This window comes from Bilifractor sp. LCP21S3_F8 (assembly GCF_052117805.1).
Lineage (GTDB): Bacteria > Bacillota > Clostridia > Lachnospirales > Lachnospiraceae > Bilifractor.
The window spans coordinates 63,950-84,518 of the sequence record NZ_JBQKIK010000011.1 but is presented as its reverse complement, the minus strand read 5'-3'; the positions used below and the strand labels follow the sequence as shown (position 1 = coordinate 84,518).

The 20,569-nt window shown below is 50.9% G+C and carries 18 protein-coding genes and 1 tRNA gene; 15 read left to right on the top strand and 4 right to left on the bottom strand.

From position 1 onward, the window contains the following. Positions 1 to 388: 388 nt before the first annotated feature. Both aroC and ACTQ3A_RS07120 read right to left on the bottom strand, forming a co-directional pair. Positions 389 to 1,492 (bottom strand): chorismate synthase, encoded by a 1,104-nt coding sequence (gene aroC, locus ACTQ3A_RS07125; RefSeq protein ID WP_441494459.1) that lies wholly within the window; start codon positions 1,490 to 1,492, stop codon positions 389 to 391. 151 nt (positions 1,493 to 1,643) lie between these two features. Then, complete coding sequence (locus ACTQ3A_RS07120) at positions 1,644 to 2,732, bottom strand: glycerol dehydrogenase (RefSeq protein ID WP_441494460.1); 1,089 nt, start codon at positions 2,730 to 2,732, stop codon at positions 1,644 to 1,646. Positions 2,733 to 3,262: 530 nt separating this feature from the next. Between ACTQ3A_RS07120 and ACTQ3A_RS07115 the strand changes: the two genes are divergently transcribed. The 10 genes from ACTQ3A_RS07115 to glmS all read left to right on the top strand — a co-directional run bounded on the left by ACTQ3A_RS07115 (position 3,263) and on the right by glmS (position 12,763). After that, positions 3,263 to 4,231: a hypothetical protein gene (locus tag ACTQ3A_RS07115; protein WP_441098977.1), complete on the top strand. Its 969-nt coding sequence runs from the start codon at positions 3,263 to 3,265 to the stop codon at positions 4,229 to 4,231. Between the two features lie 256 nt (positions 4,232 to 4,487). Continuing rightward, complete coding sequence (locus ACTQ3A_RS07110; RefSeq protein WP_441098976.1) at positions 4,488 to 5,765, top strand: diaminopimelate decarboxylase; 1,278 nt, start codon at positions 4,488 to 4,490, stop codon at positions 5,763 to 5,765. Between the two features lie 130 nt (positions 5,766 to 5,895). Then, positions 5,896 to 5,979: transfer RNA gene (locus ACTQ3A_RS07105), tRNA-Leu, on the top strand. A 74-nt stretch (positions 5,980 to 6,053) separates the two neighbouring features. Further along, positions 6,054 to 6,380: a hypothetical protein gene (locus tag ACTQ3A_RS07100; protein ID WP_441098975.1), complete on the top strand. Its 327-nt coding sequence runs from the start codon at positions 6,054 to 6,056 to the stop codon at positions 6,378 to 6,380. 112 nt (positions 6,381 to 6,492) lie between these two features. After that, on the top strand, positions 6,493 to 7,353 hold the full coding sequence (locus tag ACTQ3A_RS07095) for a patatin-like phospholipase family protein (RefSeq protein WP_441098974.1): 861 nt from the start codon (positions 6,493 to 6,495) through the stop codon (positions 7,351 to 7,353). 65 nt (positions 7,354 to 7,418) lie between these two features. Then, a complete protein-coding gene (locus tag ACTQ3A_RS07090; RefSeq protein WP_441098973.1) occupies positions 7,419 to 7,787 on the top strand; it encodes an ACT domain-containing protein in 369 nt (122 codons plus the stop codon). Between the two features lie 158 nt (positions 7,788 to 7,945). Then, positions 7,946 to 8,554, top strand: a complete 609-nt coding sequence (locus tag ACTQ3A_RS07085; RefSeq protein WP_441098972.1) for a histidine phosphatase family protein — start codon at positions 7,946 to 7,948, stop codon at positions 8,552 to 8,554. Between the two features lie 112 nt (positions 8,555 to 8,666). Beyond that, a complete protein-coding gene (locus tag ACTQ3A_RS07080; RefSeq protein ID WP_441098971.1) occupies positions 8,667 to 9,344 on the top strand; it encodes an acyltransferase in 678 nt (225 codons plus the stop codon). Further along, positions 9,344 to 10,681, top strand: a complete 1,338-nt coding sequence (gene glmM / locus ACTQ3A_RS07075) for a phosphoglucosamine mutase (protein ID WP_441098970.1) — start codon at positions 9,344 to 9,346, stop codon at positions 10,679 to 10,681. The genes ACTQ3A_RS07080 and glmM overlap by 1 nt, the downstream gene beginning before the upstream one ends. A gap of 243 nt (positions 10,682 to 10,924) precedes the next feature. After that, complete coding sequence (gene glmS / locus ACTQ3A_RS07070) at positions 10,925 to 12,763, top strand: glutamine--fructose-6-phosphate transaminase (isomerizing) (RefSeq protein ID WP_441098969.1); 1,839 nt, start codon at positions 10,925 to 10,927, stop codon at positions 12,761 to 12,763. Between the two features lie 258 nt (positions 12,764 to 13,021). Here the strand turns inward: glmS and ACTQ3A_RS07065 are convergent, their stop codons facing one another. Together ACTQ3A_RS07065 and ACTQ3A_RS07060 are read right to left on the bottom strand one after the other, a co-directional pair. Next, a complete protein-coding gene (locus ACTQ3A_RS07065; RefSeq protein WP_441098968.1) occupies positions 13,022 to 13,819 on the bottom strand; it encodes a type III pantothenate kinase in 798 nt (265 codons plus the stop codon). A 20-nt stretch (positions 13,820 to 13,839) separates the two neighbouring features. Continuing rightward, positions 13,840 to 14,466 carry an ECF transporter S component gene (locus ACTQ3A_RS07060; RefSeq protein ID WP_441098967.1) on the bottom strand — a complete coding sequence of 209 codons (627 nt, stop codon included), beginning with the start codon at positions 14,464 to 14,466 and terminating at the stop codon, positions 13,840 to 13,842. Positions 14,467 to 14,833: 367 nt separating this feature from the next. Between ACTQ3A_RS07060 and ACTQ3A_RS07055 the strand changes: the two genes are divergently transcribed. The 5 genes from ACTQ3A_RS07055 to ACTQ3A_RS07035 all read left to right on the top strand — a co-directional run bounded on the left by ACTQ3A_RS07055 (position 14,834) and on the right by ACTQ3A_RS07035 (position 20,356). Further along, positions 14,834 to 15,541 (top strand): 4'-phosphopantetheinyl transferase family protein, encoded by a 708-nt coding sequence (locus ACTQ3A_RS07055; protein WP_441098966.1) that lies wholly within the window; start codon positions 14,834 to 14,836, stop codon positions 15,539 to 15,541. Further along, positions 15,534 to 16,613, top strand: coding sequence for an HAD hydrolase family protein (locus tag ACTQ3A_RS07050; protein ID WP_441098965.1), 1,080 nt, complete (start codon positions 15,534 to 15,536; stop codon positions 16,611 to 16,613). Before ACTQ3A_RS07055 ends, ACTQ3A_RS07050 begins: the two co-directional genes overlap by 8 nt. A gap of 295 nt (positions 16,614 to 16,908) precedes the next feature. After that, positions 16,909 to 17,988: an ABC transporter substrate-binding protein gene (locus ACTQ3A_RS07045; protein ID WP_441098964.1), complete on the top strand. Its 1,080-nt coding sequence runs from the start codon at positions 16,909 to 16,911 to the stop codon at positions 17,986 to 17,988. Between the two features lie 619 nt (positions 17,989 to 18,607). Next, entirely contained in the window at positions 18,608 to 19,558 is a 951-nt protein-coding gene (locus tag ACTQ3A_RS07040; RefSeq protein ID WP_441098963.1) for an ABC transporter permease, read from the top strand. Beyond that, positions 19,559 to 20,356, top strand: a complete 798-nt coding sequence (locus ACTQ3A_RS07035; protein ID WP_441098962.1) for an ABC transporter ATP-binding protein — start codon at positions 19,559 to 19,561, stop codon at positions 20,354 to 20,356. It abuts the gene before it with no gap. The last annotated feature ends 213 nt before the right edge of the window (positions 20,357 to 20,569 follow it).

The window sequence follows — 20,569 nt, the reverse complement described above, 5'->3', positions numbered from 1 at the left end:
CATGCATAACCTCGTATAAGATTTCTGTACGTCAGACCGGAGATTTGCCCGTGGGATAGTATGTTCCCCACATCCGGCTTCCTTCAGATTCCGTCTCACGGCGGACACCCTAGCCTTCGGCTATATCCTTCCCACTACCGGGCGGATTCGGGACTTGAACCCGTTGGAAACGTGCGCCGCTAGGCGCACTGTATAGCAGAACCCCGGCTGGAAACCAGCCGGGGTTCTGCTATATCTGCCAAATAATTCCAGCCACGCTGTTCCTGGCACATGACCTGCCTGCTCACCAGTGGGCAAGAACATTTGTGGTGGCGACAGATATGAACGAACATGGTACCGTGGAAATAACGCGAGAACGAGAACACGGCTAAAAACCAGGGAAATTTTCTCAGCGCTCAGGCATCCATATCCGGCGCACATTTTCGATCCGGCTGCCCATTCCAGTAAGAAGCTTATCTGCAATCGTAATGGCTGTCATCGCTTCGACAACCACAACCGCTCTCGGCGCCACAATCGGATCATGTCTGCCGTGTATCTCAATCTCAACCTTTTTCCCGTCCCGGCTGACTGTCTGCTGCGGCCTTGCGATAGAAGGAGTTGGCTTGCTCGCGCACCGGATCACAATATCCGATCCGTCGCTGATGCCTCCCAGGATTCCGCCGGCATGATTGGTCTGCTTCGTGATTCTGCCGTTCTCATCGATGGTAAAGTCATCATTGTTCTCCGCACCGGTTGCCTCTACAACACCAAAGCCGTCGCCGATTTCCACTCCCTTTATCGTTCCGATCGACATGATTGCCTTCGCCAGATCCGCATCCAGCTTGTCAAAGACCGGTTCCCCGACTCCCGCCGGCATTCCCTTCACAACGCATTCTATCATCGCGCCGGACGAATTCTTCTCCGACATACATTTTTCCAGGTATGCGGAAGCCATTGCGGCCGCGGAAGCATCCGGCATATACAGCTTGTTGTTCATAATCTCCTTCTCATCAAAACTCCGGATCGGTATCGGCCCGATTTGTCTGACATAGGTAGTGATCGTGATTCCCAGCTGTTTGAGCAGAAGAGAAGCGATTGCTCCCGCGGCAACCCTTCCGATGGTTTCCCGGCCTGAGGACCGCCCGCCGCCCCTGTAGTCTCGTATGCCATACTTGCTGTCAAATCCGTAATCCGCATGTCCGGGGCGGTATTTATCCATGATGCTGCTGTAATCCCCCGAGTGTTGATCGGTGTTATGTACCATCATCGAAATCGGTGTTCCTGTGGTCATTCCCTCAAAGGTGCCGGATAAAATTTCAATTTTGTCGGATTCCGCACGCTTCGTTGTATACCGGCTCTGGCCGGGTTTCCTCCGGTCCATAAAGGGCTGTATATCCTCCTCTTTAAGAGGAATCCCCGCCGGACATCCGTCCACGACAACGCCGACTCCTTTGCCGTGCGACTCTCCCCAGGTAGTGACGCGAAAGATTGTTCCAAAAGTTGATCCCGCCATGCTTTTTTCTCCTGACTGAATGGTAAAAATATGAGGCGGATGGCCGCGAAACAGTCCATCCGCCTCCAATATTAATCACTTTAGCACAGGGGAGCTGTCCTTTCAATCCCCCGCACCCCCTCACCGCTTCAGAAACGAACCGCTTTATTCCTTATTGCAGTTCTTTTCCAAGTGCATCTGCAGCCAGGATTGCGTCATAAAGCTGCTCCGCTGTAACATCCGCAACCATGTTGTGAATGGATTCCCCTTCAACGCAAGCCAGCTCTGCAATCTTTCTGACCTGTTCATCAGTAGTTACACCGAGCTCTGCAAGCGTAACCGGAAGCCCCGTCTCACGGCAGAAGTTCTGCACTTCATCGAACTCTTCACGGGGAGCACCCTCAAGCTGCAGCTGAACCAGCGTACCGAATGCAACACATAATCCATGCTGCGCCGGATGATTCTCGAGACCGGTGTACCCATTGTAGAAGGAATGCGCAGCTGCCAATCCGGCATTGTCCGCACCAACTCCTGAGAGATAGGTATTTGCCTCAATGATCGCATCCAGTGCGGGTGTTACCACATGATTCTCACACGCGCGAATTGCTGCTGCGCTGTAGTCACGCAGTGTCTTGTAGCAAAGCTCACAGAGTGCCATGGCAGAACGGGTAATTCCACCATTTTCAAGGCTCGGCGCATCGGTACGAACGCAGGCTCTTCCCTCGAAATATGTACCGAGCGCATCACCAATGCCCGCAATCAGAAAACGGGTCGGCGCGTTTGCGATAACCGCGCTGTCCACAATTACGGCATCCGGGTTTTTCGGATAGAAGAGATAGCTGTTAAACGAATGATCATCGTTGTAAATAACAGAAAGTCCTGTGCAGGGAGCATCTGTCGCGCAGACAGTGGGGCAGGAGACGTCATGGATCTTCTCATAATATGCGGTTGCCTTGGCGGTATCAATTGCCGATCCTCCGCCTACACCTACTACCGTATCGATGCCTTCCTCACGGACAATCTTCCGCATCTTTTCAATCTCACCGATACTGGAGATACCGCTGAATACTTCATAATGACGGACGTTATCTGTTCCCTCAAAACTCTTCTCGATTTTATCATGACAATTCTTATATCCGCTGTGTGAACAGATAAAAAGCCATTTTGATCCGAGATCCTGCAGCTGCTCATAGAAATGAAGCAGCGAATCCTTTCCCTGAACATACTTTAGCGGTGCTCTCATTAAACGTAATCTAGCCATAGTATCCTCCTTTATGGAATCTGTCTTGTATAATTCTCTGAGACCGTTCCGGAATCCTTTGTGATTCCAATGTTCTGTCCTAACCCCGGCCTGAAAAGTCCTAATATCCGGCTTCATCCAACCGGGATTACAATTCCATATTATGTCATTTTGTTAAATTGTTATCAACGAAGAATACGAGAAAGATGCGTCAAATATTGCAGACAACCAACGCCGGCACAAAAGCCGTGGCAAAAAGTGTTTTACGAACCGGTACCGGTCATGCGGGCGGCGCATTCCGCAACACACACAACAGCCATGGCATAAATCAATGACATGAACTGGTGGAGTGTGCGGGCAGCATATTACTGAACCGGCAATACAACTGCACAACGCCAGGGCTGGGGCATTGTGCGACGTTGACAACCCTTCGGCTGCCCCTTATAATTGTAGAAATTAACAAGAAAGCCGGCAATATCGTATCACCGGATGACAGGATATTCTGTTTCACCTGACATCCGTCTTAATACGGGAAAGAAAGGACAGGATCCATGGATTTTTTACACAAACTGGAACGAAAAATCGGAAAGTATGCAATCCATCATCTGACCATTTACATCATTATGACCTATGTAGCAGGATATATTCTCTACTTCATGGCACTCATGAATCCGGAATATGGAACGGTCTTTAACTATCTGACGCTTTCACCATCTCTTATTCTGAAGGGGCAGGTGTGGCGTCTCGTATCCTGGTGGCTGATTCCCCCGTCATCTCTGAATATCTGGACCATCATCATGCTGATCTGTTACTATCAGCTCGGAACGCTCCTGGAGCGGACCTGGGGCGATTTTCTCTATGACGTATACATTTTCTTCGGTCTGATCATGACCGTCATCGGCGCATTCGTCCTGTACGCCATCACCGGTGTGGATTATGGAATGATGTTCTCCACGTACTATGTCAGTCTGTCCATCTTCCTCGGATTCGCCCTGACCTTTCCCGATCAGAAGATGCTGTTTATGTTCATCATACCGATCCGGATCAAATACCTGGCCATCGTCGACATCATTTATCTGATCTATGACGTCATCAGTTCCCCCGCGTCAATGCGTCTTCCGAGGATCATCATGATTGTCTGCTCACTCGCCAGCACGATTATTTTCTTCTTCCTCACACATGGAACGCAGGGCATGAGCAGAAGCCAGCGGCAGACGCGGAGAAATTTCCGCCGCTACATGAACGGCTACAACACCGGCCGGAACAGTTCTCCCTATAATAGCGGGCAGAACAGCTCCCCTTACGGAAACAGCGCAAACAGAGGAGACAAAATTGACCGCAGCACCTTCGGCGCCGGCCAAGGCAATCCGAACAGCGGCCGACGGCCAATTCACCGCTGTGCCGTGTGCGGACGAACAGAACTCGATGACCCGAATCTCGAATTCCGGTTCTGTTCCAAATGCAACGGAAACTACGAATACTGTCAGGATCACCTTTATAATCATAAGCATATCCAATAAACCCTTATACGATAAGTCGTGCCACAAACTGTATAAGCTACGGATTGCTCCGTGCTTCGCGCGTGACGATTCTGTATGCGTTTTCGAAGAGCTTATACAGTACATTTTAGCTTTGTAAAGTCACAAAGTGTTTTACATTTTAATCAGAGTATGTTTTAATGGTACAGGAAACCCGGTGTCCCGTGAATGGGGCTCCGCATACTGTATAAGTTCACCTCCGATCTGTTTGCCGGAGTCATTATAAGGAGATCTACCCATGAAGAAAACGCCTTTTGTCACAAAGGAGAAACTTGAAGAGATCATTCGCGATGTACCGACTCCTTTTCATATTTACGACGAAAAAGGAATCCGTAAAAACGCACAGGCGGTGAAGGAAGCATTTGCCTGGAATCCCGGCTTCCGAGAATATTTTGCCGTTAAAGCAACCCCGACACCCGCACTCATTAAAATTCTGAAAGAGTACGACTGTGGCTGCGACTGTTCCTCTATGACCGAACTGATGCTTTCCGAGGCAATGGGCTTTGACGGAGACCATATCATGTTCTCCTCAAACGACACTCCGCTTTCGGAATACAAGAAGGCGAATGACATCCATGCCATCATCAACCTGGACGACTTCACCAGCATTGCGGATATCGAGGAAGCACTGGGATATGTCCCGAAACGGATCTGCTGCCGCTACAATCCCGGCGGGCTGTTCGAGCTTTCCAATGGAATCATGGACAATCCCGGGGATTCCAAGTATGGTATGACGACAGACCAGCTCTTTCAGGCATTCCGTATTCTGAAGGAGAAGGGCGTCGAGGAGTTCGGCATCCATGCTTTTCTCGCAAGCAATACGGTCACAAACGAGTATTATCCGAAGCTTGCCGAAGTCCTGTTCAATCTCGCCGTAAAGCTTCAGAACGTAACCGGCGCGCACATCGGATTCATTAATCTGTCCGGCGGTGTCGGCATCCCTTACAAGCCATGGGAAGAGCCGAACGACATCCACGTCATCGGCGAAGGTGTGCACAAGGTCTACGACAAGATCCTCGTACCGGCAGGAATGGGCGACGTCAAGATCTTCACCGAAATGGGCCGTTTCATGATGGGCCCCTATGGAGCCCTTGTCACCCGCGCGATTCACGAAAAACACATCTACAAGGAATATATCGGTGTGGACGCCTGCGCGGTCAACCTGATGCGCCCCGCCATGTACGGCGCGTACCATCACATCACAGTGATGGGCAAGGAAAACGCGGAATGCGATCACAAATACGATATCGTGGGTTCGCTCTGCGAGAATAACGACAAATTTGCAATCGACCGCATGCTCCCGGAAATCAAGAAGGGCGACATTCTGTATATACACGACACAGGAGCACATGGTTTCTCCATGGGATACAACTACAACGGAAAACTCTGGTCTGCGGAAATCCTTCTGAAGGCTGATGGCAGCTACGAGATGATTCGTCGTCCTGAAACGCCAAAGGATTATTTTGCCACTCTGGATTTCACCCCGGAATACCGCAAAATGTTCGGAGAGCAGTAAACCGCCATACCCCGCAGGCGGGCATTGTGTGTCAGCGACGAGCTGTGAACTTTGCATTGATTTTAAATACCCGATATGCTACACTAACAGAGTGCCCGAAAAAGGCACTCTGTTTTATTTTCTGACAAACGCCGGTGTGTCGGAATCGGTAGACGAGACAGACTCAAAATCTGTTGTCAGCAATGGCGTGTGGGTTCGAGTCCCACCACCGGCATATTACTTACCCGGAAATCTGTCGTATCGGATTTTCGGGTATTTTCATGGAAAACGAGGAAGTATAAAACAATCATGATGAGTCTGGAGAACCGAGAAAATATGTATGATACGGACGAATTCTACCACCTTGAGAAAATTTTTGTCGGACTGATTATCGCAGCCGCGATACTGATCGGCGTTGTTTTCGGTTTTTTTATCGACCATACCCGGATACCCAGAATTGTGTTCGGGGCAGTAGGAGCCACCTCTGTGATTTCCTCTCTGGCGGGAATCATTCTGATCAATTCTCTTCAGCTCGGTTACTGCGATAACGCGCTGCCGGTGAGAATTCTTCTGATTGTATCAGCTGGTCTCATGGTTTGTTTTCTGGTTCTCGCAGTGATCGGGCTTTGCATCTGATCTCACTTGAACCTGTGGCTTCATCCGCAGGGACTATTTCACCTGAACCTGTGGCTTCATCCGCAGGGACTATTTCACTTACAGCTGCGTTTCCAGCAGAAAGAGGAAAAAAATGAGCAAAATCGGACTTGTAGTCGAAGGCGGAGGTATGAAATGCGCATACAGCGCCGGCGTTCTGGATAAATTTCTGGACGATGAGATCTGCTTCGATTATGTGATCGGCGTATCCGCCGGATCGGCGAACTGTGCCTCCTTTCTGGCAGGCCAGCGGGAGAGAAATCTTCGCTATTACACCGAACATCTGAAGCGAAAAGAATATTTTGGATTTAACAGTTTTCTGAAAACAGGCGATCTCTTCGGGTTGGACTTTATATACAGCACAATGACAAACCACGACGGCGACGATCCCCTCGATTATCCGAAGCTTGCAGCGAATCCGGCCGAATATGAAGTCGTCGCTACCAATGCACTCACCGGTGTTCCGGCCTATTTTTCCGGGAAGCAGATGTCCCAGGACAATTATGAAATTATCAAGGCATCCTGTGCCCTGCCTGCCGCATGCAGACCCCGCTTTATCAACGGTACTCCGTATTTTGACGGCGGCGTCTCCGACCCGATTCCTGTCGACCATGCTCTGCGTCAGGGCGGCTGTGACAAGATCGTTGTCATTCTCTCAAAACCCAGGGATTTTCAGAAAAAGCCAGAGCACATGCGGTTATTCTACTCTCTGCGTATTATGAAATATCCAAAAATCGTGGAAGCGCTGAACAACAGGCACATCAGCTATATGCAGCGTTTTCGCAGAGTCTTTGAGCTCGAGAAGGAGGGGAAGGCTTTTGTATTCGCGCCGAGCAGGCATCTTGAGATGAGTACCTACGCGATGGATCCGGAAGAAAACCGCCGCCTCTATGATCTCGGAATTGAGGACTACCGGAATGAAAAGGATCGTCTGGGTGAGTTTCTGACCCGTTGATAACCGGTATCTGTTTCAACTGACAGTTTGTTGTAAACTATATCATATATGTTTCGGAGGATGATATGAATATCAAGGTAATAGACGAGGAATTTTCCGTCTGCAAGGTAAAGGATTTCAGTGAGACAAACCTGGAAAAAAATTTCTGCTTCATGGAGCGTACTGATGAAGAGAATTCCCTGGTCTGTCTGACCAGATATATCCCGGAAAACGCCACCGATGTCGACTACGGATGGAAGGCTATGAGAATCGAGGGACAGCTTGATTTTAATCAGATCGGCATCCTTGCAAAGATCTCGGAAATACTCGCAGAGAACAGCATCAGTATTTTCGTAGTCTCTACCTATAATACAGATTATATCATGGTCAAGAAGCAGAACATCGAGAAAGCGCTCCACGCGCTGGAAAATGCCGGCTACCATATTGACCCGTAACGTTAAAAACAGACTCCTCCGGCACCTGTTACCGCAATTTCAAGATGATTCCGGCTGTTGCTGCCGAGTTTTCCAGATGATTCCGGCAGTTACCGATGGAATCTCCAGATCATTCCGGTCATTATTCCGATATCCATCCGCGAGCGAAAGGATCTATTATGAAAATCTATCTTCTGAGGCATGGCGAAACCAGGATTAACGCGCTCGGCGGCCGGTTCCAGGGTCAGATTAACTCCCCGGATGCCGCTCTTACCGAAAAAGGCCGGAGGCAGGCACGGGAAGTTCGGGAAGAATTCCGGACAATGGGACTGCATTTTGATCTCGTATACACAAGCCCGCAGGAGCGCGCGGTGGAGACCGCCATGCTTGCGACAGGTCTTCCGGCCGAGCGGCTGACCATGGATGACCGGCTGAAGGAGATCAGCTTCGGGCCGTTTGAGGGACAGAAGTGGGAGAAGATGAACCCCAAAACCCTGCACACCATGCTGTATGACTTCGGCAACTATATTCCCGGTCCGGGCATGGAAAGCGGAATCCGTCTGATCCAGCGGGTGAGCAGTTTTCTCGAGGATTTGAAAAGAGAAAAACCGGCAGAAAGCATTCTGGTATCCACTCACGGAGGCGTGATACGTGCCGCTCTCGTTCACATTCACGCAGATCCCCTGAAGACCTTCTGGGAGAATCCTGTCGGAAACTGTGCGTGGTTCGAAATCACATGCGAAAATGGCGTCTTAACCTTGACAGGCTGCGACAGGAAAGAAGACTAAAGAAAACTGACCGGTGCGCGGCATCACAGCGAGATCAGGGCAGTAGCGCTTCCTTACATTTTGTGATATAGTAATAAACTATATATTATTCCAACATATAGAGGAGCATCATATGTACACTATCAGAGATTTGTATGATCTGGATCACACTCTTGCAAAGGACTATCTCAGCCGTTTCACCTATCCCTGGGAGGCTCTTGCAGGAATTAAGGACCTGATCCTCTCCCTTGGCAGGGATCTCGACAAAAATGAATATACAGAGGTTTCCGAGCACGTCTGGGTTCATCGGACAGCACGGATTTTCCCGTCTGCCTACCTCGGCGCACCGTGTATCATCGGACCGAACACAGAGGTCAGGCACTGTGCCTTTATCCGTGGCTCCGCCCTTGTCGGCGCTGACTGCGTAGTCGGAAATTCGGTTGAATTGAAAAATGTCATTCTCTTCGACCATGTTCAGACGCCGCACTACAACTACGTCGGGGACTCGATTCTCGGATATTTCTCCCATATGGGCGCAGGATCCATCACCAGCAACGTCAAATCCGACAAGCTCCCGGTGGTTGTCCACGGACAGGATGAAAATATCGAGACCGGTCTCAAGAAATTCGGAGCCATGCTCGGAGATCATGTGGAAGTCGGCTGCAACAGCGTCCTCAATCCAGGCACGGTCATCGGAAGAAACTGCAATATTTATCCGACCTCCTGTGTCAGAGGAGTTCTTCCTGAGAATTCCATCTGGAAGGACAACGGAACAGTAATCAGAAAAATTATCCCGGAGGAGAAGAGATAATGGGAAGATATTTCGGTACAGACGGCATCCGCGGCAAGGCAAATGAGGGGCTCACGGCTTCCCGCGCTTTTGAGGTTGGAAGATATCTCGGCTATTATTACAGCAGAAACGGCAGAAGCAAAATCATCATTGGAAAGGACACCCGTCTTTCCTCTGATATGCTGGAGAACGCGCTTGCTGCCGGCATTGCTTCCGAGGGATGCGACGCGTATCTGGCAGGATACTGCCCGACCCCGATGATCTGCTACCTCACGGTTCATGAAGATTTTGCCGTAGGCGCCATGATCAGCGCCTCCCATAATCCGTTCTATGACAACGGAATCAAAATTTTTTCAAAGGACGGCATAAAGCTCCAGGGCGAGGTGGAAGCTCTGATCGAGGATTATATCGACGGCAAGGAGACCATCCATTTTGTGACGGATGAAAAAATCGGCCGTGTAATTCCCTACCCGCAGGGCATTGATCATTATATCGATTTTATCTGCCGTACATTCCCGACAGACCTCACCGGAATGCGTGTTGCCATGGACTGCGCAAACGGATCCAGCACATATACGGCAGAAAAGGTTCTGACCCGTCTGGGCGCATCCTGCACGGTCATGAACAACAAGCCCAACGGTATTAACATCAACAACAACTGCGGCAGCACCCACCCGGATGCTTTCCGCGAATTCATGAAGACAGGAAGCTTTGATCTCGGCCTCACCTTTGATGGAGACGCGGACCGGCAGATCCCGGTACGGCCTGACGGCGCACTTGTAGACGGAGACTTTGTGCTTTATATCTGCGGCAAATATTATCGCGACAAGGGAATGCTGAAGGGGAATACCGTTGTCACCACTGTCATGGCAAACCTCGGTCTCTGGAAAGCGATGGAGCGTGAGGGCATCCATGTGGAAAAAACCGACGTCGGCGATAAGTATGTCTATGACTGCATGCTGAAAAACGGATACATCGTCGGAGGCGAACAGAGCGGTCATATCATCTTCAGTGAATACGAGACAACGGGCGACGGACTTGTCACCGCCCTCGCGCTTCTGAAGATCATGAAGGAGACCGGCCGCACAATCAATGAGCTCTGTGAGGGCCTGAAGATCTACCCGCAGCTTCTGGTAAATGTAAAGGTTACCGATAAGAATCAGGTCATGGGCGATCCGGAGGTTCAGGATGCCATCGATCAGGCGAACAGGAGCCTTAACGGCAACGGACGAATCCTGGTGAGACCGTCCGGCACGGAGCCACTGCTCCGGATTATGGCGGAGGCAGAAACCGACCGGATCTGCGAAGATGAATGTGAGAGAATAGCCTGCATCATCCGCAGAAAATACGGGGCCTGAGAATTCTGCCGGCTGTCTCGGTTCATGACATTAATTTCACAGCTCCGCTGTATTCACGAACCGGCAGACATTTCACAGCTCTGCTGCATTCACAAACCGGCAGGCGCTTCAGATATGGCGGTCCGTGCCGCCCGGGTTGATTTTCTCCGGGCACTGATGTATGTTAGACTATATGCAGGCGGAAGGGTCTGTTCCCTTCCGCCTTATGCAGATTCATATGAAGAAAGACAGGAGATATTTATCATGTGTGGAATAGTAGGATATACCGGCGACCGCCAGGCGGCTCCGATCCTTCTTGAGGGTCTGACACGGCTGGAATATCGCGGATATGATTCCGCCGGAATCGCCGTACGAAATGGAGACAAGACGATCATCGTCAAGGCTAAGGGCCGTCTTTCCGAACTGAAGGACAAGACCGACAACGGCGCTGCTGTTCCGGGCTTTTGCGGAATCGGGCACACCAGGTGGGCAACCCACGGCGAACCCTCGGAGATTAACGCCCACCCTCACTGCAGCGATGATATGAATGTCGTCGGCGTTCACAACGGAATCATCGAGAATTTCCAGGAGCTCAAGGCAAAGCTTCTGCGCCATAACTACACCTTCTACTCCGAAACCGATACGGAGGTTGCGATCAAGCTGATCGACTACTATTACAAGAAGTACGAAGGCACCCCGATTGACGCCATCAACCACGCGCAGGTTCGTATCCGTGGTTCGTATGCTCTTGCCATCATGTTCAAGGACTATCCGGGTGAAATCTATGTAACCCGGAAGGACAGTCCCATGGTGCTCGGCACCAACAAGGACGGCTCCTTCCTCGGTTCCGACGTTCCCGCCATTCTCAAATATACCAAGAATGTGTATTACATCGGGAACATGGAGGTCGGACGGCTTACCAGAGACGGAATCACCTTCTATAATCTGGACGGCGACGAGATCCAGAAGGAACTCAAGACCATTGAATGGGATGCGGAAGCAGCGGAAAAGGGCGGCTACGAGCATTTCATGATTAAGGAAATTCATGAACAGCCGAAGGCGGTCAGAGACACGGTCAATGCCTATCTCAGGGACGGCCATGTAAACCTCGAGGCACTTAATCTGACCGAAGGACAGCTTGCGGATCTCACCCGCGTATACATTGTGGCCTGCGGTTCTGCCTACCATGTCGGAATGGTCGCGAAATACGCGCTTGAAAAGATGACTGACATATGCGTAGAGGTTGACTTCGCCTCGGAATTCCGTTACCGGAACCCCAAACTTCAGAAGGAACACTCTCTCGTTATTATCATCTCTCAGTCGGGAGAAACCGCCGATTCACTGGCTGCACTTCGCCTGGCGAAAGACCGGAATATTCCGGTTCTCGCCATTGTCAATGTCGTCGGATCGTCGATCGCGCGTGAAGCCGATCACGTGATGTACACCTACGCCGGACCGGAAATCGCAGTTGCCACCACCAAGGCATACAGCTGTCAGCTTATTGCCAGCTACCTCCTCGGCATTGCAATCGGTACCGCACAGGGCTCTATCTCCGAGGAACGGGAAGCACAGTATATCGACGCCCTTCTGGCGCTCCCGGATCACATCGAAAAGGAGCTTGAGGATAAGGAGCGTATCCAGTGGTTTGCGGCAAAATATGCCAGCGCCCACGATGTCTTCTTCATCGGCCGTGGCATTGACTACGCGATCTGCATGGAAGGCAGCCTTAAGATGAAGGAGATCAGCTATATTCACTCCGAGGCATATGCTGCAGGCGAACTGAAACACGGAACAATCAGCCTGATCGAAGACGGGACTCTGGTGGTCGGTGTCTGCACACAGCAGGATCTCTATGAGAAGACCCGCAGCAATATGGTCGAGGTCAAGAGCAGAGGCGCTTATCTCATGGGGCTTACCACCAACGGGAATTACAGCATCGAGGACGTCGCGAACTTTGTCGTATACGTTCCGAAGACGGAACCGGCTTTCGAAGCAAGCCTTGCCGTGATTCCGCTTCAGCTTCTGGGCTATTACATCAGTGTCGCAAAGGGCCTCGATGTTGACAAGCCGAGAAATCTCGCGAAATCCGTAACCGTAGAATAACCGCAGAATAACTTCAAGTGGATGTAAAAAACGCCTGCAAACGCTGCCATCGCCAGATGACAGTGCGCAGACGATTACATCTTGATCGTGCAGATTATTACAGGCTGTTAGCGCAGACGATTACATCCTGATAAGGATTACAAAGCCGGGAAAGGCGGCACCTCCACGGTGCCGCTTTTCCCGGCTCTATTTTTTCCCCGATATTCTAACCCTTCATCGGAATTTTTCGTTCTGATTCAGTTCATCGGGATTTTTCGTTTACTTCTGATTCAGTTTCCAGATAATACCCAGTCCCTTCAGAAGCAGTTCATTGTCTACAATGATCGAATGACGGCAGAACGGCGCGATCAGCCGTCCCATACCGCCGGTAGCCAGACACGTAGGCGAAACCTCTCTTCCCTCAATTTCAGAAAGCTCATTTGTGAACCGGTCCAGAAGGCCGTCTATCTGTCCGGCAGAGCCGTAGACGATACCGCTGCGGATCGCGTTCACAGTATCTTTTGCAATTGCCCGGTCTGGCGCTATAAAATCAACGGCGGGCAGAAGAGAAGTATCCGCGATCAGGCCCTTCAGGGCAGTTCCCGGCCCCGGAAGTATGCAGCCTCCCAGATAAACACCCGCGGATGAAAGAGCGGTCATCGTGGTTGCCGTTCCCATATCGATGATCAACGCCGGCATCGGATATTCCGCCTTTGCAGCGACAGCAGTTGCCAGAAGATCCCCCGCGATTGCCGACGCGGGAATTCCGTTCATGTCGAGTTCCAGGCCGACCTCAACGCCTTCTCCGAGGATTCGTGCATTCTCACCGGTCAGAAGTCTTACTGCCTCAGCCACCACATGGGTGACAGACGGTACAACCGATGAAATCAGACATCCCCGGAATTCCTTCGGGTCTATCTTCTCCAGAGCAAGTATTCTGCTGATTTCTGCAGCATATTCATGATAGGTCTCGATTTTGTTGGTACTCATCTGAATGTGACGAATCACTTTATTATCCGACTCACGGATACAGCCGAGAACCATATGTGTATTTCCGATGTCGATTGCGAGAATCATTTGTATTCCCCCGTTTACGCTCAGCTTCTGTCTTTCTTCACAATCCGGAGAATGCGGATGATTATCGGGGTGAGTGCGACATTGATTATGAACTCAACCACGAAGTTTAATCCGATAAAGGTTGTCAGAAAAACGCCGAGCAGATTCTGGTCTGTTCCGAGCGCACCTGCAATGAGTCCGCGGAAAATCGTAAGAGCGGTGACACTGAAAATTCCCGTATTTATGATTGGCGCGATAATCGCCGCCAGGACAACTCCTGTGTAGAAATTGATTCTGGAGAACAGACGGAAAAACAGTCCGCTCACCAGACCGGCAAAGGTTCCCTTCAGGATGCAGACGAGAATCGTAGCCACCGGCTGGTACTCAAGCATCATTGTCGAAAAAGCGCCTGCCGCTCCGGTGATGACCTGAATCGATACCACGGCCCCGAATACCGCTCCCAGAAACGCTCCGCCTGCCGGGCCATCAAGAATCGCTCCGATAATAATCGGAACAAGCGTCAATGTAATGGTGAATGGTCCGAGCGGTATGCTTACTGCCGCCTGCAGGATGATTACAATCGCCGCCAGGATCGCAAGCATGGTCATACGCTGAACCCTGCTCCTTGGTTTGTTTACAGAATCCTTTGTTACTGTTGCTGTATTCATTTTTTTCCTCCTTGCTGCTGTTTTGGTCAATCCAAATATAGCGCAGAATTACTGTAACATACTTTTCCCCGCATGTTAACCTTTTGTCAAAAAAAATGCTACAATGTACTGTATAAGTCCAGTCGCAATGTTCGTGGCCCACGGGGAGCTTGCTCACCAGTGGGCAAGAACATTAGCGACGACAACAGGTATGAGCACGAAGTGACGCGTAAGCGGCACGGAAGTGCGAATACCTGTTAGCGGCACGGAAGCTGCGAAGCAGCGAAGTGACGCGGGGACTTATACAGTATGTGGCACGACTTATCGTATGAGGTGTGCTGTATAAGTCCAGCCGCAATGTTCTTGACCCGCATACAGGAGACATTCTATGACCATTCGTCTGTATATATTCGACAATAATTGCCCCATCCAGAGAGAAGACCGTATCCGGGCTGCTGTCCGTTCTTTTACGCACGACTCTCAGGGCAGCCTGACCGCATCTCTTAAGATTTGCAGGACGAACAGGGGCCGCCCATATCTGGTTCAAAACGGAAAAACATCGGAAGAGGACCCGTCTGTTCCGGAAATATCTATAACGGACAGTGGTTCCTGCTGGATTGTTGCTGTCTCGGATCAGCGAATCGGCATTGATCTCCAGGAAAACCGTATACGAAGACAATCCTGCCCGACGGATGACACCGAACGCTGCCGAAGACTCGCGTCCCGGTATTTTCACGCTTCAGAAAGTTCCTTCATTCTCTCCGCACAGACAGACGAAGAAACCATCCGTCGATTTTTTCAGGTATGGACCGCAAAAGAAGCTTACGTCAAATATACAGGCACCGGAATTGATGGCAACTTTTCCTCCTTCGCGGTAAATACCGGAACAACATATGCCAGCCGTGATCCCGATCACCCATTTTTCTACCTGAATCCGGAGCTTGACTGTGCGTTTCTCTATCCCCGCACTGACAGTTCCCGCACCCTCTGCGTCTGTATCGGCTGTTCCTGCAGGATTCCGGGATCAGTGCCGCCCGCCGACTGCCGGCTTTATTATTATGATCTCAAACAGAAAGGATTCCTTCTTTATGATTAAAATGATCGCTTCTGATCTCGACGGCACACTGCTTCTGGATTCCCGGACCGTCAGCGCACGCAATCGTATGGCCCTGACCCGGGCTACAGCATCGGGCATCGAGGTCGTCGTCGCAAGCGGGAGAGTACTGACCTCACTTCCGGAGTCCGTGTTCCGCATCCCCGGAATCCGTTATGCCATCACCTCGAACGGAGCAGCAATCTACCGGATTCCTTCTGATGCAGATACCTCTTCTGGCGCAGATGCCTCATCCGGTGCAGATACTTCATTTGGCGCAGATACTTCATCCGCTACAGATGCCTCTTCTGATGTTTCCTCAGCTCCCGCCCGGATACTCCCCGGCTTCCAGCCAGATAAACGGAACAATCTTTACAAAAAATCGTATTCAGACTTTCAAAGTATTCTGGCCCGCAATCCTCAGAACTATTCTGACAGTTTCCGCGGCCGACTGTTGTCTTCGAAGCGTATTTACCACCGTCCCCTGTCAGAGAAGGCTGTACTCGACCTGCTTGAGCTCACCGCGGCATATCCTTCAGACCTTTTTCCACTTTCTTATGAGGTCTTTATTAACGGCGTTGCCTATGCCTGTACCGCCTACGTCAATGAACCCGGAAACTTCGGAGCGTCCTCAGCATATGTCGATTATGTGCGGACAACCCGTGTCATGAAGGATGATATCCGCGGCTTTATCTTTCAGCACAGAAAGGAGCTTGACGGACTTGATCTTGTCGTCGGTGACGATGCGCTCTGCGAGCAGCTGCGCAATAAAATCCACAGCACGCTCAGGAATATCTATACCACCTCCTCCGTATCAAACCGCATTGAAAATTCCTCCCCTGAGGTGGGTAAGGGAGCAGCGCTTCGATTCCTGTCTTCTCAGTTAAAAATACGAAAGGAAGATATCGTCGCCTTCGGAGATGCAGACAACGATATCGACCTTCTGACCTCCGCAGGTACCGGAATTGCCATGGAAAACGGCACCGAGCGATGCAGAAAATCGGCCGACTACGTAGCCGGCCGCTATGACAGCGACGCAGTAGCAGAAGTTCTCCAATCCCGGTTCGCGATCTGACATCACATCCGAATTACATGACTAACCCGAGATCCTATGACAAAATCTTAATATTCCTCGTCGGGAAATCCGATCCGGACGAGGAATAATGGCCGATTGTGATTTGAGCGTTAATTTTTTGTGAAAATTAACAATTATTTTTTATAAGCTTCACATTGACGGCCACCCCGGTGTGTGGTAAATTATCTCTTAAATACTTTAATACAGCAACGTGTAACGCTTTTAAGCGTTAAAGCGTTTTGTATGATCCAGCAAAATCCAGCATCAAAACAGTAAAATTCAGGGAGGACAAGAAATGAAATTAAAGAAAATCACATCCGTCTGCCTTTCGGCCGTCATGGCAGGAGCACTTCTCGCCGGCTGCGGAAGCAGCTCTGCAGCCTCTTCCACGGCATCATCTGCGGATTCTTCCGCTTCTTCCGCGTCCGCTTCGGCGTCGGTAACCGCCGCTTCCGCATCGGCCGCAAAAACATCCGGCAAATATACGATCGGTATCTGCCAGCTCGTACAGCATCCGGCTCTTGACGCCGCGACCAAGGGATTCGAGGACGAGCTTAAATCCGAGCTTGGAGAAGACAACGTAACTTTCGATGAACAGAATGCTGCAGGCGACGCCGCAACAGCAACACAGATCTGCACGAATCTCGTATCTGAAAACGTAGATCTGATTCTGGCAAACGCTACCGCAGCTCTTCAGTCCGCAGCTGCTGCGACAAGCACAATCCCGATCCTTGGAACTTCCATTACAGACTATGGCGTTGCACTTGACATCGACGACTTTAACGGAACGGTCGGCGGCAACATCTCCGGCACATCCGACCTTCCTCCGCTTGATCAGCAGGCGGACATGGTTACCGAGCTTTTCCCTGATGCAAAAAATGTCGGCATCCTGTACTGCTCTGCTGAGCCGAACTCCAAATACCAGGCGGATCAGGTGAAAGGATATCTGGAAGACGCAGGACTCACCGTAAATGTATACACCTTCTCAGATTCCAACGATGTAGCCTCCGTCACCGGAGAGGCATGCAACAACAGTGATGTTCTCTACATCCCGACCGACAACACAGCGGCTTCCTGCACCGAGGCCATCAACAATGTAGCCCTTCCGGCAAAGGTTCCGATCATTGCAGGTGAAGAGGGTATCATGGCCGGATGCGGCGTTGCCACCCTTTCCATCGATTACTACGGCCTTGGTCAGACGACCGGCAAGATGGCGGCACAGATCCTGAAGGGAGAGGCAGACATCTCCGAGATGCCGATTCAGTACTATGACAACCCTGTGAAAGAGTATAACCCGGACATCTGCGAAAAGCTCGGCATCACCGTACCGGACGGATACACCGCATATGAAGCCGACAGCTCCGACAGCGAATAAAATTCAATGATTTCACGCGCGAAAATCAAACATTTATGACACCAGCTGTCAATGTGTGATATACTATTCAACGTGTTCGTGAAACAGATCAATCAATGTTTCCCCACCAGGGTGTGAAGAGCACATGGTGGGGCTTTTACTGTATAAGCTCTTCGAAAACGCAGACAGGATCGTCGCACGCGAAGCGCGCGTAAGAGACTGTATGCGATTTCGAAGGCAACAGGTATGAGCACGAAGTGACGCGCAAGCGGCACGGAAGTGCGAATACCTGTAGGATTGCGAGAGTGCGAAGCACGGAGCAATCCGTAGCTTATACAGTATGTGTCACGATGTATCTATAAGCTCTTCGAAAACGCAGACAGGCCGCCTGCCGCGAAGCGTGTGTAAGAGACTGTATGCGATTTCGAATACCTGTAGGATTGCGAGAGTGCGCAGCACGGAGCAATCCGTAGCTTATACAGTATGTGTCACGATGTATCTATAAGCTCTTCGGAAACGCAGACAGGCCGCCTGCCGCGAAGCGCAGCACACATAATCCGGCCATCCGACAGATCTCCGGACACACCTTCGCCAGAAAAGCAACAACAGAGAAAAAGAAAACCAGGAGGAACAATTATCTATGGAGGCATATTTCGCATCGCTGAACCCGATGGATCTGCTGGGCAGATTCCCCTCAGGCATTGCACAGGGCCTTATCTGGGGCATCATGGCTCTCGGCGTCTATATTACTTTCCGTCTGCTCGACATTGCAGACCTTTCCGTCGACGGAACCTTTTCAACCGGTGCAGCTGTAACAGTAATGCTGATCCTCGCGGGCTGGAATCCGTGGGCGGCACTTGTAATAGCATTTATCGCGGGTCTGATCGCAGGCTCCGTCACCGGCCTCCTTCACACGGTATTCGGAATCCCGGCCATTCTCGCAGGAATTCTGACGCAGTACGGTTTGTACTCCATAAACCTCGTAATCATGAAGATGAAAGCCAACCAGGCTGTCAGCGTTGACAAATACAACCTGATCATCTCCGGGCGGAATGTACCGAATGCTATTCTGGTGGGCGGCATCTTCGCCATCGCCCTCATAGTCATTCTCTATCTCTTCTTTGGAACCGAGCTCGGATCGGCCATCCGGGCAACCGGCTGCAACCAGCAGATGGCAAAGGCACAGGGCATCAACATCAATATTATGAAGGTTCTCGGCCTCGCGATTTCCAACGGAATCGTAGCCGTTGCCGGTGGTCTTGCCGCTCAGTACTCCGGTTTTGCGGATGTCAACAGCGGACGCGGATCCATCGTCATTGGGCTTGCGGCTGTCATCATCGGAGAAGTACTCGGAGAAGCGATCCTCCACAAAAAGCTGAATTTCTTCGGCCGCCTGGTTTTTGTAATTGTCGGCGGCATCATCTACTATCTGGTATACACTCTGGTTCTGTGGCTGAAGATCGACTCGAACCTGATGAAGCTTTTCACCGCCATCATCGTCGCCGTCTTCCTTGCAGTGCCGTATCTGAAGGGACAGGCAAAAAGCTCCTTCAGCCGTGCCGGAAAAAACTCGAGATCGGAGGGAAAGTAAATGTTAGAGGTCAAAAACATCAGCAAAACATTTAACCCCGGAACCATAAATGAGAAAAAGGCTCTGCGAGGTGTCAGCCTCACGCTCAATGACGGTGATTTTGTGACCGTTATCGGCGGCAACGGCGCCGGAAAATCCACCCTTCTGAATGCCATTGCCGGTGTATGGCCGGTAGATACCGGATCCATCACAATTGACGGACAGAATGTGACGGGATTCCCGGATTACAGGCGCGCCAGCCTTATCGGCCGGGTCTTCCAGGATCCCATGACAGGAACTGCCGCAACCATGCAGATTGACGAGAATCTTGCGCTTGCCAGACGCCGCGGCGCCAGAAGAGGCCTCAGGTGGGGTGTAACCGCCGCGGAAAGAAACGAATACCGCGAGCAGCTCAAGATTCTGAACCTCGGCCTCGAAGACAGACTCACAGCCAAAGTCGGTCTCCTGTCAGGCGGTCAGCGGCAGGCACTTACCCTGCTCATGGCAACCCTGCAGAAACCGAAATTGCTGCTTCTCGACGAACACACAGCCGCTCTTGACCCGAAGACAGCCGAGAAGGTGCTCAACGCTACAGAAAAGATCATCAACCGCGATCATCTCACAGCGCTGATGATCACCCACAACATGAAGGACGCAATCACCCATGGGAACCGTCTGATCATGATGCATGAGGGGAATATCATCTACGATGTGTCCGGAGAGGAGAAGAAGAATCTTACTGTTTCCCAGCTTCTCGATAAATTCGAGGAGGTATCCGGCAACGAATTCGCAAATGACAAGATGATGCTCGGTATCTGACCACAGAGATTCTGAGAACAAAAGCAGGATAAAACAGACAGCCGGGGCGCATCAGGCGTTAAGCACAGCATATCCTGCTGGCAGGGCACCACATAATGAATGATAAGAAAAGCAAAATCGAAGTATCCTCCACGGCAGAACACAAGGTCCTCCCGGCTGCCGGGGAGGATATTTTCCTCTTAAATAGTAATAAAAATAATATAGAGACCGGCC